This is a genomic window from Coprococcus sp. TF11-13, assembly GCF_003481085.1.
Lineage (GTDB): Bacteria > Bacillota > Clostridia > Lachnospirales > Lachnospiraceae > Coprococcus > Coprococcus aceti.
The window spans coordinates 1004849-1022518 of sequence record NZ_QUKK01000001.1 but is presented as its reverse complement, the minus strand read 5'-3'; the positions used below and the strand labels follow the sequence as shown (position 1 = coordinate 1022518).

Sequence of the window (17670 nt, the reverse complement as noted above, 5' to 3'; positions counted from 1 at the left end):
TTATATAAATGTTTCAACTAAAAATTCTTTTTAAATTGGAGAATAATCATTTGCCAAAGGAAATGGATCGGCTTATGCTCAGTTTTTTTAAGGCGGCGACAGAACGATATTCGAAAGATATGTTTAGTGCTTTATATGATAAAAGCAGATCAATAATAAAAACATATACATATTCGTTTAATCTTCCTGGTGCCGTGTTTGTTAAAGATGGGATAGAGTTACAGAAGAATGAATTTACAATGTTTTTCTCTGATTCTGATCAGGGGGAACTTACGATGTTCTTCAACGCATTTCAGGGAATGAAATTTCAGAAGTATCCTATGGCGGGTAATTCCATGCAGCTGGTGTCGATGTATATTCAGAATATGAATGAGATTAAAGATGACGAGATAATAATTAGAATGTCTAGTCCTTTGATTGTGCGAAGACACAATTCAGATGATAATTCCGATAAGTATTATGTATACAATACGGATGGATTCGAGCAGACGCTTAAGGAGAATATAGATACTTTTATCAATAGGATGAACATACCTATAAAATCTGACAGTTTTGGGATTGAACCAATCAAAGCAAAGAAAGTAGTGATTCCTGTGTTTGGTAGGAACACAAATGCTTCGTTAGGTATATTTAAACTCAAGGGAGACAGTACTCTGTTGAATCTATTGTATATGTCAGGAATTGGAGCAAGGAGATCTGAGGGAAAAGGTAAATTTGATATACTCGCGTAGAAAGGAGGGTGAAGAGTGGACAGTATAGTCATAAATTTAGGAGATTTTTTAAAGAATGCAGGAATTGTGGGGCTTAATTACATACTTGAGGATGTTATCTGTGCAGAAAAGGATAAAGATTACGGATATACACCAGACAGACAGGCAATATGGATCTCCAGAGACTTTGCTTTGAGCTGCGATTGGACAGATATATATTTTAAAGCATTCACAAAATATTATAGAGATTATTCCGTGTATCAGGCTGTTATAGACGAGATAAACGGTATACTTGCAGTAGTTGAGAATGATAACTTTAAACTAAAAGATGTAAAAGAAAAGTTGAAATTTATCAATGATAAGTTACTTTCAAACAGCTATAAATCAGGATTTGTCAGCGTAAAAGATCAGCTTGATGTGATTCAGCCATATGAGGAATTACAGGCACAAAAGTTAAAAGATACAATGGATGTCAAGGAAGTAAAGCGAAGACTAGAAGAACTTTTGCGCTTTCTGAAACAGCCGGTATGTGAAGAGACGTTTGTAATGAAAAGTGCACTATACAATTACATAAATCGTTTCTGGGATGGCAAATGTTTTTTGCTTAGAGCAAATGCAGCAAAAAATATGAGGGAAGTGTTTGAGGCTGACTTTGCAGTGCCGTTAAGGGAATATATAAAGAAATCACATGATAAGGAAAAGGATATATGCATAGACTGCGGCAATCTGATATCCGGAAAAGAGAAAGTTTCTATAGCTTTTATGAAAGATATGGCAGATGATCTGAGCAGAAAGAGATCTGCATTCTGGAATTGTAAAGTGGATGCATTTCTGTGTCCGGTTTGTGCGTATATATATGCTTTAGCACCTCTTGGATTTTTGATAATTGGCAGACGATATGTATTTGTGAATGTAGGCAGTGATATTGATAATTTGCTGGCTGCAAATAACAAGTATAGTCATGAAAGTATAAAATCACAGAAAGACACAGAGAAAGAAGAACGATATAGTTCATGGATAGCAAGAACCATAAATATTTTGCTGGGAATAAAGACAAAAGGTCTCAGTAATGTACAGGTTATAACAAGGGGAATAAATGATGCGGATACCTATACCTTTGATGTTATCAGCAAGAATGTGCTGTCTATATTGAATGATAAAGGGATAAAAAACAGTATAGATTCACTTAGTAAGCATCCATATGTCAAGAATGGACCAGATTATATAAATGTTCACGAAAGTGTAATATTGAATATTCTCAGATATAGAAGTCAGTATGATTTGCTGAATACATTACTGAAAATAGCTATTGAAACAAATGGGGTAGTTTACACAGCGGCAAATGTTTATGATGTGCAACTTAGAACAAATGTTCATAATATTGATACATATAAGAAAAAAGGAGGAATAATAATGAGTCGATACAGTGTGAGAGATCGTGGTTACGAATTGCGTAAAGCATTGCTTTTGGCGAAAGGTGCTACAGATGATTCGTGTATAAGAGGAACTGTGTATCAGCTGTTAAATGCATTGTCTGTGGGAAATGCAAATAAATTTATGGAAATTATATTAAGAGTATATTGTTCCACAAGGTTACAGGTACCTAATGAGTTTGTAGAGTGCATTGGAGATCAGAGCAGGTTTAAAGAATATGGCTACGCATTTTTATTAGGACTGCAGGGTAGTCATTATGAGAAGAAGGAGGAGATTACTAATGAGTAGAAATGGATTAACAGTTACAATGGTATTCCTTGCCGAGAGTGCGAATTATGGTGAGGGTGTAGGAAACATCAGTACATTAAAAAAGATGACAAGGGGAAATTATGAGCAGTATTCATATATATCAAGGCAGGCACTCAGATATAACATGATACAGCAGCTTGGATGGGATACAACCCCAGTTGATGGAAAGAGTGGTGTTGTACAGTTTGCTCCATCAGCCAATATAGTGGATTATCCTGAAATAGATCTTTTTGGTTATATGAAGACCAGTTCAAAGGAGGATGATAAAAAGGGAGGCGCCATGACAAGAAGTGCAGTTGTAAGGCTTAGTAATGCAGTTGCACTTGAGCCATATAAAAGCGATCTTGAGTTCCTCACAAACATGGGACTTGCAAGAAGACAGAATCTTGAAAATGGCATAGCTCAGAGTGAAATCCACAGGTCCTTGTATACATATACAATAACAATAGATTTGGATAGAATAGGTGTTGATGGTGATATAAATATTCCTTCCGAGGAGAAAGCAGATAGAGTTAAGAAATTCCTGGACACAGTGATGTTCCTTTATAGAGACATAAAGGGAAGAAGAGAGAATTTGAATCCGGTGTTTGTAGTTGGCGGAAGATATTCAAGAAAGAATCCATTCTTTGAGAACAGGATTGTGGTAGAGGATTCTTGCTTGAATGTTAGAATGATATCTGAAGTTATCAATAGCAATGATGATGTAAAAGACAACACTATGGCAGGAGTTATGAGTGGTATATTCACAAATGATAAAGAGATAAAAGATACGATCAATGCAGTTACGGTAGCGGAAGTATTTACTCATTTAAAGAAGGAAGTTGATGAATATTATGGAGAGAGCAATTAGGATCGAATGTTATCAGAATACAGCTAATTACAGGAAACCTAGTAGTTTTATCATAAAAGAGTCGTATCCTATGCCTCCATACTCAACGGTTATTGGAATGGTACATGCTGTGTGCGGATTTAAAGAGTATCATCCAATGAAGGTAAGTATTCAGGGAACGAACTCTGGATCAGTGTCGGAACTATATACAAGATATTCATTTTCTATGGATTCAAAGTATGAGGCGGGACGCCATAATATCTGTATTGATGAGGGTGATAAAAAATACGGAGCATTTAAAGGCATAGCTCATGTGGAACTGATATGTAATAGCAGATTGATCATTCATGTAGTCCCAGAGGAGCAGGATTATGATAGGGTATTTGAGGGACTAAAAAATCCTGTCGTATATCCTTCTCTCGGGAGATATGAAGACCTGCTGGATATACAGTCAGTCAGAGAAGTTACGTTAAGTGAAGATGAGGAGATAGAAACTCTTAATGATATCTACGTGCCGGTAAGTAGTGAGATTGAGATGGCGGGAACTGTTTATACACTCACCAAAGAGTATGAGATTACAAAACAGGGACTTCGTCGTTGGAAGAGGGAAGGCGGTAAGATTAGGGTATATCACATGACAAAGGGGACTGTATTTGAAGAGGTGTGTGTCGATGATATGGGAGCTGTTGTAGCATTGGCATGATTCTAGTCTATTAATAGTTACATTTTGGATTTATTGGGGGGAAGTAGTATGGAATATTATGCAAAATCGGTTGAGAAGGGCTTGCCGAAAGATAAAATAGATAAAATTATAAAAAATACCATTGCTTTGATAAATGAATATGATGAAAACGAATACTATGAATTAATTGATAAATTAAAAATTTATTTGAAAAATATTGATTCAAAGTTATCTGATAAAGAACAAAAAACGTTGGCAGCACACACAGAGGAAATATTGTCATGTGCAGAAAAATTCTTTGGTATATATGGAACATATTTTACAGACAAGGAAAAGTATCTGGTCATGAAAGCCTGTGAATGGCACGATGTTGGTAAGGTGAATTTAGTATTTCAGTCTATAGTCAATCCAAACATACATTTAGCTAGTGATGTGGCGCAGATTCCACATGGTTTTCTGAGTGCATTAAGTATTTCCAAGAAAAAAATATGTGCAGAAATGATGGGAAATAATTTAGAATTGCTGAAAGATGATTTTAGGATACTGGTTTCTGCAATATATTATCATCATGATAGAGATGATGTATACACTAATAGTTATATAGAAAAATATGCTGAGAAATGGTATATAGATGAGATTGAGAAATATCTGGGTGAAGAAAGATTTAATTTGAAAAGAACTAATAGAAATAAACTATTATTTTCAGATGCTTCGGATGTTCAACTTGAATCAATAAGTATTTCGGAGAATATATGGTGCAAGTATATGCTTGTTAAAGGCATGTTGAACAAGTTCGATTGGACGGTCAGTTCTGGATATGAGGAAGCAGAGCTCGGTGTTGATATATTTGAAAAGAAGTTATGCAAAAATATAGAGATGAAGATGCAGGGATCTCTTCGACCGGCCCAGGAATACATGAAGGATAATTCTGACAAAAATGTTGTGGTGATAGCACCTACAGGTTCAGGAAAGACTGAAGCAGCATTACTTTGGCTGAACGGCGATAAAGGATTTTATACATTGCCACTTAGGGTATCGGCAAATGCAATATATGAGAGAATTAAATATAAATATGAATTTGAAAATACAGCTATACTTCATTCAAATAGTCTGAGTTATTACTCAAGCAGCAATTCAGATGCTATTGGTGATCAACAGAAACGGTATGAGAGAGCAAAACTACTTGCATATCCACTTACAGTGTGTACTGTTGATCAGTTATTGAAATTTGTGTATAAATTTCCTGGTACAGAAGTATTTGCGGCAACATTGAAGTATTCAAAACTCATAGTTGATGAGATACAGGCGTATTCACCCAAGATAGTTGCAGCACTGATATACGGACTTAAAGAGATAAACATGATGGGCGGAAAATTCTCAATTATAACGGCTACATTTCCACCAGTTATGTCGTATTTTATGAACAAGTATGGTTTGTTGGAAGACAGGGATTATGTATATCAGGATTTCTCGGCAAGTGCTATTAATGATAGACATCGTATAAAGATGGTGGATGGAGATTTAGACATTGATAATATCGTTGAAGAGGGGCAGCAGAAAAAGGTTCTTGTAATTTGTAATACAGTTACAAAAGCACAGAAATTATATAGGGATATTATTGAAAGTGGAATGTGTTGTGATCTACTCCATTCAAGGTATATAAACAGGCATAGAAGGATACTGGAAAATAAGATAATGGATTTTTCGAAAGATGAATCCGCAATAGGAATCTGGATTACAACACAGATAGTAGAGGCCAGTCTTGATATAGATTTTGATGTACTTTTCACTGAGATGGCAACTGCGGATAGTCTATTACAGAGAATGGGACGATGCAATAGAGCGGGATATATAAGTACGGATCAGCCTAATGTATATGTATATGTAAATAACTCAGGTGTAAAGAATGATAAGAAGAGAGGAATATATGATAGGGTTATATATGATCGATCAGTGGAGACTTTGCGAAGATATGATGGGAAGTTGATGTCAGAGACAGACAAAAGAAACTATATAAATGAGGTATATGATATTAATGCGATAGAAGGTTCATGGTACTTTGATACAATAAAGAAAAATCTAGATAAATTTGAAAACTTGAAACCGCTTGATTACAAGAGCAAGAAAGATGTGGATTATGATTTCAGAGAAATAAACAGTATTACACTTATTCCTGATGATGAATATTATAATAACTGCGATATTATAGAAAAAGAGATAGCGTTATTGCAAACGCCGCGAGTTGATAGAGAAATTAGGCAGTTGATAAGATCAGACATATTAGACAGGACACTAAGTCTTAATCTGTATTCGAGCAAATATGGTGTGGAAGGTATAGATACATGTATTGAAGGTACAAATATTCATAGAACATCGATGCGTTATGAATTTGATGAGGAAACGGGCACAGGAGTAGGTCTGGATCTGTTCAATAAAAATGACGAGGATAATTTCCTGTAGGAGGATGTGCATATGGAGAATCGTATCACAGGTGTTATGGTCTATTATTACTTTGTGTGTAAAAGAAAGTTATGGTATTTCAGTAATGAGATACAGATGGAAGGAGATAATGAGAATGTTCAACTCGGAAAACTGCTGGATGAGGATAGTTATAAACGCGATGAGAAACATGTAAATATAGACAATATTATTAATATTGATTTTATAAAAGACCATAATGAATTACACGAGATAAAAAAGAGCAGAGCGATTGAGGAAGCGGGAATATGGCAGGTTAAATATTACTTATATTATTTGGAGAAAAGAGGGGTAAGTAATCTGAAAGCAAAAATCGATTATCCTTTGATAAAGAAAACTCTAGTTGTGGAGCTTAGCGATAGCGACAAAACTGAGTTGGACAGTATATTAAAAGATATAGACATAATAGCCAGAGGAGAATTTCCTCCTGCATTTGAGGAGAAAAAAATCTGTAATAAATGTGCATATCATGATCTCTGTTTTATTTAAAGGGGGATTTTATGGGACAAAGTTTTTATGTATATAACGATGGGGATCTTAAACGTAAAGACAATACATTAAGATTTACATCGTATGAGGGAGAAAAGCGGGATATTCCGATTGAGCGTATAGATGATATATACATAATGTCAGAAATGTCATTTAACACAACTTTCCTGACATACATATCTCAATATGGAATACCAATCCATTTTTTTAATTATTATAATTTCTACACAGGCAGTTTTTATCCGAGGGAGCAGTTGCTTGCAGGAAATATGCTTGTGAAACAGGTAGAACATTATACTGATTATACAAAGCGTATGGTTATAGCCCAGAAATTTATTGAGGCAGCGGCTGATAATATATACAGAAATCTGAGATATTATAATGGCCGTGGAAAAGCTGTTTCTCAACAAATGAGGGAAATTGATAGTTTGAGAAGAGAAATTGACAGATCTAATACAATCGAAGAACTGATGGGAATAGAGGGTAATATAAGAAAAAGTTACTACTCGGCTTGGAATATTATAGTAGATCAGGAGATTAACTTTGATAAAAGAGTCATGCATCCACCAGATAATATGATAAATTCGTTGATTTCGTTTGTAAACTCGCTTATATATTCAAAGGTATTGAGTGAGATATATAAAACCCAGTTAAATCCAACTATAAGTTATTTGCATGAACCGGGTGTAAGAAGATTCTCATTGTGCCTTGATATATCAGAGGTATTTAAGCCACTTATAGGTGATAGATTAATATTTTCATTATTGAACAGACGTCAGATCACAGAAGATAGTTTTACAAAGGAACTAAACTTTTTACATTTGAAAAAGGAGAGTTCAAGGCTCATTGCTCAAGAATTAGAAAAGAGTTTGAAGAAGACAATCATGCATAAAGAATTAGGCCGTCAGGTGTCGTATCAGTATTTGATGAGACTTGAGGCTTATAAATTGATCAAACATTTAATTGGAGAGAAACAGTATGAAGGATTTAAGATATGGTGGTGAGAAATGTACGTTGTACTGGTATACGATATTAGCTTAGACGATAATGGCCGGAAACGGTGGTCACATGTATTCAAGATATGTAAGAAATATCTGACACATATTCAAAATTCAGTATTTGAAGGTGAAATTTCAAAGGTGCAACTTGTAAAGTTGCAGAGAGAACTGGATGAATATATTGATAAGCAACAGGATTCGGTGATCATATTTAAAAGTCGTCAGGAAAGATGGCTAGATAAAGAATTCTGGGGAGTGAAAGATGACGCAACTAGCTTCTTTATCTGATGCCTGCTGTGTTGTCGACCTGAAATGTTGTAAAAATACAGGGACATCGACAATGTAGTAGTTATGCGGTGAATAAAGAAAGTTTCTGATGTATACATATTTTGTTACCATGAATGATGGTAGGTCGACAAAAAAGCACAAAATAGGCTTGAGAAATGATAAGGTGTTGCGGTACGGGATTTAATAGATACATAGTGGAATGTAAATGTTCATCAAAATATTCAGAGCGTCTGTTTATCGGATTTAATAGATACATAGTGGAATGTAAATATATTTGAAATTTTATCGCTAGTGCCGATTAGTGAAGATTTAATAGATACATAGTGGAATGTAAATACTAGTAGCCAAGCGGTTGTTTTACCGCTCGACCTGGATTTAATAGATACATAGTGGAATGTAAATACTGCGCTTGTTAATGCGCCCGCACTTCCAGTGTTGATTTAATAGATACATAGTGGAATGTAAATTTGTTTAACTCCTTATCTCTTGCTCAACTCAGCATGATTTAATAGATACATAGTGGAATGTAAATTGATGACTTACTGAGACGTTTAGCAACTCTATATGATTTAATAGATACATAGTGGAATGTAAATCTTATAAAAGGCGGTAACGCTGTCAGCAGTTGAAGCGATTTAATAGATACATAGTGGAATGTAAATTAGGTAGTATATTGTTAGCTATTGCTTCCGTGAGAGATTTAATAGATACATAGTGGAATGTAAATCTGTCGATTACTCTTTGCCATGGCGGTATAACATCGATTTAATAGATACATAGTGGAATGTAAATTTGCCCGTGGCAAGCAATAGCAAACTCAAAACCGCGATTTAATAGATACATAGTGGAATGTAAATTGATTCATTGTCTTTCATCATTGCCGAGTATATATCGATTTAATAGATACATAGTGGAATGTAAATTTACCTCGTCAATCCATTCTTTGCGCCCCTCAAATTGATTTAATAGATACATAGTGGAATGTAAATGTCTTTGTTCAGTTCTAAGTCACCGCCAAGCCCCGGATTTAATAGATACATAGTGGAATGTAAATGTCTAATGTATCGGAGTCATTGACAGTTAACACAAGATTTAATAGATACATAGTGGAATGTAAATCTGTTGATTACTCTTTGCCATGGCGGTATAACATCGATTTAATAGATACATAGTGGAATGTAAATATATATCATCGCCGTTTGAAACTGATAAGTATGTCGATTTAATAGATACATAGTGGAATGTAAATGGCATTCCAGAAGCATCAAAACAATGACCAGAACGATTTAATAGATACATAGTGGAATGTAAATTTTTATTGTCATGATACAATGCAGCCTGTCTCTTGATTTAATAGATACATAGTGGAATGTAAATACAACATATGCTAAGATATTTGATGAGCTCAAGGCAGATTTAATAGATACATAGTGGAATGTAAATAATAAACTCCAGTTACGGATGAGCTAGACACATTTTTGGATTTAATAGATACATAGTGGAATGTAAATCCGCGTGTATGTGGTATTGCCTATCTCCTTGATGTCCGATTTAATAGATACATAGTGGAATGTAAATGAGAGGTCAAGGACGGCACAGGCGTGTGGAGTCAGAGATTTAATAGATACATAGTGGAATGTAAATCGTTTTATTTACGCAGTAAAGACTTCCTGTTATTTGATTTAATAGATACATAGTGGAATGTAAATGTAGAGAATTACGATAGATATGAAAAATTATCTCGATTTAATAGATACATAGTGGAATGTAAATTGATGGAGACAGGACGAGAATATATTATTGTCATGCGATTTAATAGATACATAGTGGAATGTAAATTTTTTTATTATCGTACATATAGCCCCACAACCACGATTTAATAGATACATAGTGGAATGTAAATGCAAGTAAGATTTGTGGCATTAACAAATACATTTGTGATTTAATAGATACATAGTGGAATGTAAATTGACATCAAATGTATCTGTCGCCTCTGTCGCTACGATTTAATAGATACATAGTGGAATGTAAATTTAAAAGGGGCAATGTCATTAGAATATGCTACTGTGATTTAATAGATACATAGTGGAATGTAAATGTGTTGGTTGTATGGGTAGTGTTCAAATTATGAATTAGATTTAATAGATACATAGTGGAATGTAAATAAAAGAATACCTTTCCTTTTCGCTTTTTTGTGTCTTTGATTTAATAGATACATAGTGGAATGTAAATTCAAGGTCGTTCTCAACCGCCTTGTTGTACAGTTCCTGATTTAATAGATACATAGTGGAATGTAAATGACCCTGAGCATCCCGAATGGACATATACATATAGATTTAATAGATACATAGTGGAATGTAAATTTTGAAGCTGACAAATATGTCATTGTTGATGAGTTGAGATTTAATAGATACATAGTGGAATGTAAATTGTATATAAAGATGCTGATGGTAATACAGTATCATCCGATTTAATAGATACATAGTGGAATGTAAATTTGTCTAATAATACGTTTTCTTTTTCGACTGCTTTAGGATTTAATAGATACATAGTGGAATGTAAATCTCTTGCAAGGCATCCGCAGGACTTCACCTTTCCTTGATTTAATAGATACATAGTGGAATGTAAATGCCTTCGCATTATCTGACTTGCCTCATACTTCGTGATTTAATAGATACATAGTGGAATGTAAATTGTCTTGAATGATATCCACGTAAATCTCTGCATTACGATTTAATAGATACATAGTGGAATGTAAATCCGCACCGTTTGTTATGATGTGGTAAAAATGTTTAAGATTTAATAGATACATAGTGGAATGTAAATATGGTAGCTATTTGATAGATACCAAAGCCCAGAATGATTTAATAGATACATAGTGGAATGTAAATTAAGGACAATGTAGAGATGTACTCCGAGGGCAGATAGATTTAATAGATACATAGTGGAATGTAAATGTCTTACGTATGCCCTCGATGACGTCATTACTTGCGATTTAATAGATACATAGTGGAATGTAAATCATGTAGTATTGATTACTACGTGTGTACTAGCTAGGGATTTAATAGATACATAGTGGAATGTAAATACTTGTTATAAGCTGTTACTGTCTTAGTAGTATCGGATTTAATAGATACATAGTGGAATGTAAATGTCGAAGAGAATAATCTGGTGTTGCTGTCTGATTTTGATTTAATAGATACATAGTGGAATGTAAATTTACATGATGGCAGCTAAGATATTTGTCTGGATGAGATTTAATAGATACATAGTGGAATGTAAATGTTTATATATGTTGTATCTCCACGGCAAAGAGTAATGATTTAATAGATACATAGTGGAATGTAAATTAAAGCTATTATGATTACAAAGTCAATGACCCGTAGAGATTTAATAGATACATAGTGGAATGTAAATATATGAGGTAGGTATAATTGTGCTTGCTTAAATGGACTTAATAGATACATAGTGGAATGTAAATCGGGAACGGGGCAATCAGTAATATATAAGCCCAACAGATTTAATAGATACATAGTGGAATGTAAATATACCTATCGCAAATAACGGCAAGCTCAAAACTGGATTTAATAGATACATAGTGGAATGTAAATTTATTAACATCATGCATGTTATATCGCTTGTATGTGATTTAATAGATACATAGTGGAATGTAAATATTCCTGTCGCAAATAACGGCAAACTCAAAACCGCGATTTAATAGATACATAGTGGAATGTAAATTGCTCTGTATATTCTCAAGTGCCTATGTCGTCATATGATTTAATAGATACATAGTGGAATGTAAATCAAACTCAGTCGGAAGTATTATAAAAGCGTATTACTGATTTAATAGATACATAGTGGAATGTAAATCGCAATGTTAAAAAAGCATTTGCCGAACGTTTGCGTCGATTTAATAGATACATAGTGGAATGTAAATAGCTTTAGTGAGGTTTACAAAACGTTTCCGTGTTCGATTTAATAGATACATAGTGGAATGTAAATGACACACAATTAGAGTACGATATACACATGACATATGATTTAATAGATACATAGTGGAATGTAAATGAAAGTGTTGCAACACAGGTGGCGGCGCTGATTATGATTTAATAGATACATAGTGGAATGTAAATTAGCTATGTGTATATACACGATATACACGCTCAACAGATTTAATAGATACATAGTGGAATGTAAATATTGAAGAGAATAAACTCACTTTGCTGTCTGATTTTGGATTTAATAGATACATAGTGGAATGTAAATAAGAATGAGGAGGAGAACACGAAAGAGACTCAGAAGATTTAATAGATACATAGTGGAATGTAAATTACTGGATAAAAACGACATTAATAATATAATCAATGATTTAATAGATACATAGTGGAATGTAAATGAATTTGACTTATATCGTTTTGCTAACATGTTTACGATTTAATAGATACATAGTGGAATGTAAATCTTGAAGAGAATAAACTGGTGTTGCTGTCTGATTTTGGATTTAATAGATACATAGTGAAATGTAAATTACGTAAAAAAAGATAAAACGGTCAATAAATTGATGATTTAATAGATACATAGTGGAATGTAAATAGCATATCAGCTTTTTTAAGATCTTCAACGATCGCTGATTTAATAGATACATAGTGGAATGTAAATTATATATACGCCCGTACGCCTTGCACCTGTTGCGCGATTTAATAGATACATAGTGGAATGTAAATCGTCCTGGGCGGCTGATTCATCTTCTGTCAATTCGGATTTAATAGATACATAGTGGAATGTAAATTGGAATCATCACCGCCAATGAAATCTCTTACATTCGATTTAATAGATACATAGTGGAATGTAAATTTGTCTGACCGATTGCGTTAATAATTAACTTCTGTACGATTTAATAGATACATAGTGGAATGTAAATAAAGTTAAATATGACTATCTGCAATAAGGAAGGACAAGGATTTAATAGATACATAGTGGAATGTAAATCGAATAAACTTGGAATTGGAACAGAAAAGTATGAAAGATTTAATAGATACATAGTGGAATGTAAATTTCAAAGCAAGTTAAATATTAATCAAGCGATCAAGATTTAATAGATACATAGTGGAATGTAAATGCAAGCATATATAATATACTATGTGTATAGTATTGGATTTAATAGATACATAGTGGAATGTAAATCTTATATAGAATGTCATTCCATTTTCCGCAAGTCAGATTTAATAGATACATAGTGGAATGTAAATAATAGTTGTCCTCCGGTGGTATGGTTGTTATAGTTGGATTTAATAGATACATAGTGGAATGTAAATATTCAAATATATATTGAATTATACAGATACAGCGGGATTTAATAGATACATAGTGGAATGTAAATCAGTAATAACTGAAGCAGTATTTGTCGATAATGCCACGATTTAATAGATACATAGTGGAATGTAAATTGCAGTTAAGCTGGCTAACAAGCTCAAGAAGTCAGATTTAATAGATACATAGTGGAATGTAAATCCCAGCCCCGTCTTGATGTCATATATTGTTGCCGGATTTAATAGATACATAGTGGAATGTAAATCAGCTTGAGTGTGGAAACATCCTAGAGCAGATTACGATTTAATAGATACATAGTGGAATGTAAATGTCTATAACTATGACAGGACAAGCACTATTACTACGATTTAATAGATACATAGTGGAATGTAAATACATACAGCACAGACATAGCTGATTATTCAGACTGATTTAATAGATACATAGTGGAATGTAAATGAATATTTTAAAGTATCTGTGCAGTTTTCTTTTAGATTTAATAGATACATAGTGGAATGTAAATCAACATAATAGTTGCATAAAGGTCACAGGAAGAAACCGATTTAATAGATACATAGTGGAATGTAAATGTCTTGAATATGCTTAATGTATGTATCATCATACTGATTTAATAGATACATAGTGGAATGTAAATTTCTGAATGGAATGCGTTTTCTCGTTTGTCTTATTCGATTTAATAGATACATAGTGGAATGTAAATCAAAAAGTTATTAAACGCTTTAACTTCTTCTGTCGGATTTAATAGATACATAGTGGAATGTAAATACATTTGAAACCGCTGTAGAAATTGCCTCAAAAGGATTTAATAGATACATAGTGGAATGTAAATATAGTAAGTCAAACGTAGTGGGTCTTATGTGGGACTGATTTAATAGATACATAGTGGAATGTAAATGTCTTGAATATGCTTAATGTATGTATCATCATACTGATTTAATAGATACATAGTGGAATGTAAATTTCTGAATGGAATGCGTTTTCTCGTTTGTCTTATTCGATTTAATAGATACATAGTGGAATGTAAATCAAAAAGTTATTAAACGCTTTAACTTCTTCTGTCGGATTTAATAGATACATAGTGGAATGTAAATACATTTGAAACCGCTGTAGAAATTGCCTCAAAAGGATTTAATAGATACATAGTGGAATGTAAATATAGTAAGTCAAACGTAGTGGGTCTTATGTGGGATTGATTTAATAGATACATAGTGGAATGTAAATTTTCCTGTTTGTAGTCTGCTACCGCCGACTTAACAAGATTTAATAGATACATAGTGGAATGTAAATAGGGGAACAAAGCATGTTACCGATGAAAGCACTATAAGATTTAATAGATACATAGTGGAATGTAAATCATGAAGAACTTGGACTTAGACCATGGGAACAAGCGGATTTAATAGATACATAGTGGAATGTAAATTCTAACTTTGATTCAATTCCAACAATCAGAGCTAGGATTTAATAGATACATAGTGGAATGTAAATTTATTTAAGTGGTATGAGGTCAATTATAAGCGATAGATTTAATAGATACATAGTGGAATGTAAATATGATCGTATTTGAGTAATTACAGGAGGTAAAACATGATTTAATAGATACATAGTGGAATGTAAATACAGTCTATATTCACGAACTACCTGGGATGGAACTGATTTAATAGATACATAGTGGAATGTAAATACTATAAGAGATGGAATATTTTTATCATGGGATTAGATTTAATAGATACATAGTGGAATGTAAATGAAGCTATAGTGTATATAATAGTCCTTAAATTCCGATTTAATAGATACATAGTGGAATGTAAATCTGAGAAACCGCCGAGTGCGTTGAGATACGCCCAGATTTAATAGATACATAGTGGAATGTAAATTCGTCATATCCAGAGTCTTTCCACTGCCGAACACCGATTTAATAGATACATAGTGGAATGTAAATGATAGCCCCCACTTCATCAAACACGAAGAGCGTCACGATTTAATAGATACATAGTGGAATGTAAATTCAATAACTTTATTACTATTATCTATAGTTATATGAGATTTAATAGATACATAGTGGAATGTAAATAATTTACCAAACATCAACATTGCGAGTGGGACAGGTGATTTAATAGATACATAGTGGAATGTAAATTCAAGCAAGCATATATACTATACTATGTGGATGGTGGATTTAATAGATACATAGTGGAATGTAAATAAAGTGGGATTTGGCTGTACACCGAACACGGATATGTGATTTAATAGATACATAGTGGAATGTAAATTTGTACTGGGTCTGGTTAGACTCTGAGCCGCTACGCACTGGATTTAATAGATACATAGTGGAATGTAAATGAAACAGTCGATACTTGAAAGGCAGCTTGAGACTAATGATTTAATAGATACATAGTGGAATGTAAATGCTATTAAAGAATGGTTCAGAGGGCGGTGCGTATAGATTTAATAGATACATAGTGGAATGTAAATATAGTTACCGACGCAATACCGAAGGTGACAGAAATCGATTTAATAGATACATAGTGGAATGTAAATTTCGATGTTTGGATCATACTTTTCAGCGTCAAGCCAGATTTAATAGATACATAGTGGAATGTAAATGTGTTTCCTTCGCTCTTGCCGAGATTTCGGTAGCCTCGATTTAATAGATACATAGTGGAATGTAAATTTGTATCTGTTATAAACGCACCTAGCTAACATCGTGATTTAATAGATACATAGTGGAATGTAAATCTAAAATTTCTTAAAATCACACAGAATACGATATACTGGATTTAATAGATACATAGTGGAATGTAAATGCGTTGAACTTGTGATTAAGAACATCAAATATACAGATTTAATAGATACATAGTGGAATGTAAATTCAGAATCACCATGAACGACCCAAGAAAACTTATCGATTTAATAGATACATAGTGGAATGTAAATCAGATCCTAGCGCAAGCGGGTTTTGGTCGATACTCAAGATTTAATAGATACATAGTGGAATGTAAATCGTTTTGTTTACACAGTACAATGACCCTGTTATTTGCGATTTAATAGATACATAGTGGAATGTAAATTAATCCAGATGACGCCAGTACCGCAACGATGACAGGGATTTAATAGATACATAGTGGAATGTAAATCAGCTCGGACACTATTACATGGTCCCATTCAACAAGATTTAATAGATACATAGTGGAATGTAAATAACATCCGATACACGGCACCTGTAAGCTCTGCATAGATTTAATAGATACATAGTGGAATGTAAATACGCATTAATAGCGGAGGTAACCTGTCTGGTGTATCGATTTAATAGATACATAGTGGAATGTAAATAAGGACTTAATTTTTATGTCGGTATCACAAACGCTTGGATTTAATAGATACATAGTGGAATGTAAATTCTATATCATGGTGCCAGAACTCAATTCTGTTTTTAGAAATTAATAGATACATAATGGAATTCAATATTGTAATACATGATATATGTAACGTTATCAACAGTGATTTATAGATGATATATAGTTTTTTCAATAAAATATTATAGAGATTGAACTATAGCCACGGGAAATGTAAAATAATAACATAATATAAAAACAAAGTAATATAAAGGACTTACCCATGCACATATACATAGACGCCGACGCCTGCCCCGTAGTAGGCATAGCAGAAGACATAGCAACAAAATATAACATACCGATAACGCTTCTATGCGATACGAACCATGTCCTCACATCTGATTACAGTGAGGTTGTAGTAGTCGGTGCCGGAGCGGATGCGGTGGATTACAAGCTGATAAGCATTTGCCATAGAGGTGATATAGTTGTAACTCAGGATTATGGCGTGGCTGCGATGGCACTGGAAAAAGGTGCATTTGCGATACACCAATCGGGAAAGTGGTATACAAATGAGAATATCGATCAGATGCTTATGGAGAGACATTTGAATAAGAAAGCGAGAAGGGCATCGAGCAGGAATCATATCAAAGGGCCGAGGAAGAGGACAGAAGAGGATGACCAGAGATTTGCGGAGTCATTTGAGAAGCTGCTGCGGAAGGCAAATAATCTGTAGATACATATGAAGGTGGAGGGGGATTCGAAACCTCACCACCAACGAACCGGAAGA

Annotated in this window: 9 protein-coding genes and 1 CRISPR repeat array; all 9 genes read left to right on the top strand. The window is 33.7% G+C overall.

Features of this window, described 5'->3' with window-relative positions:
* Positions 1-50 precede the first annotated feature (50 nt).
* The 9 genes from cas6 to DXD11_RS04470 all read left to right on the top strand — a co-directional run bounded on the left by cas6 (position 51) and on the right by DXD11_RS04470 (position 17616).
* On the top strand, positions 51-731 hold the full coding sequence (cas6, locus tag DXD11_RS04510; protein WP_243105802.1) for a CRISPR-associated endoribonuclease Cas6: 681 nt from the start codon (positions 51-53) through the stop codon (positions 729-731).
* A 15-nt stretch (positions 732-746) separates the two neighbouring features.
* Positions 747-2432, top strand: coding sequence for a type I-B CRISPR-associated protein Cas8b1/Cst1 (gene cas8a1 / locus DXD11_RS04505; protein WP_118757835.1), 1686 nt, complete (start codon positions 747-749; stop codon positions 2430-2432).
* A complete protein-coding gene (gene cas7i / locus DXD11_RS04500) occupies positions 2425-3303 on the top strand; it encodes a type I-B CRISPR-associated protein Cas7/Cst2/DevR (protein ID WP_118757834.1) in 879 nt (292 codons plus the stop codon). The genes cas8a1 and cas7i overlap by 8 nt, the downstream gene beginning before the upstream one ends.
* Complete coding sequence (cas5b, locus tag DXD11_RS04495) at positions 3287-3985, top strand: type I-B CRISPR-associated protein Cas5b (protein WP_118757876.1); 699 nt, start codon at positions 3287-3289, stop codon at positions 3983-3985. The genes cas7i and cas5b overlap by 17 nt, the downstream gene beginning before the upstream one ends.
* A gap of 48 nt (positions 3986-4033) precedes the next feature.
* Entirely contained in the window at positions 4034-6424 is a 2391-nt protein-coding gene (gene cas3, locus DXD11_RS04490; protein WP_118757833.1) for a CRISPR-associated helicase Cas3', read from the top strand.
* Positions 6425-6436: 12 nt separating this feature from the next.
* On the top strand, positions 6437-6931 hold the full coding sequence (gene cas4, locus DXD11_RS04485) for a CRISPR-associated protein Cas4 (RefSeq protein WP_118757832.1): 495 nt from the start codon (positions 6437-6439) through the stop codon (positions 6929-6931).
* Between the two features lie 11 nt (positions 6932-6942).
* Positions 6943-7935 carry a type I-B CRISPR-associated endonuclease Cas1b gene (gene cas1b / locus DXD11_RS04480; RefSeq protein ID WP_118757831.1) on the top strand — a complete coding sequence of 331 codons (993 nt, stop codon included), beginning with the start codon at positions 6943-6945 and terminating at the stop codon, positions 7933-7935.
* A gap of 3 nt (positions 7936-7938) precedes the next feature.
* Positions 7939-8217, top strand: a complete 279-nt coding sequence (gene cas2 / locus DXD11_RS14830) for a CRISPR-associated endonuclease Cas2 (RefSeq protein ID WP_118757830.1) — start codon at positions 7939-7941, stop codon at positions 8215-8217.
* A gap of 177 nt (positions 8218-8394) precedes the next feature.
* Positions 8395-16948: direct repeats of the CRISPR family, unit length 30 nt; unit sequence GATTTAATAGATACATAGTGGAATGTAAAT.
* 218 nt (positions 16949-17166) lie between these two features.
* Entirely contained in the window at positions 17167-17616 is a 450-nt protein-coding gene (locus DXD11_RS04470) for a YaiI/YqxD family protein (protein WP_118757829.1), read from the top strand.
* The last annotated feature ends 54 nt before the right edge of the window (positions 17617-17670 follow it).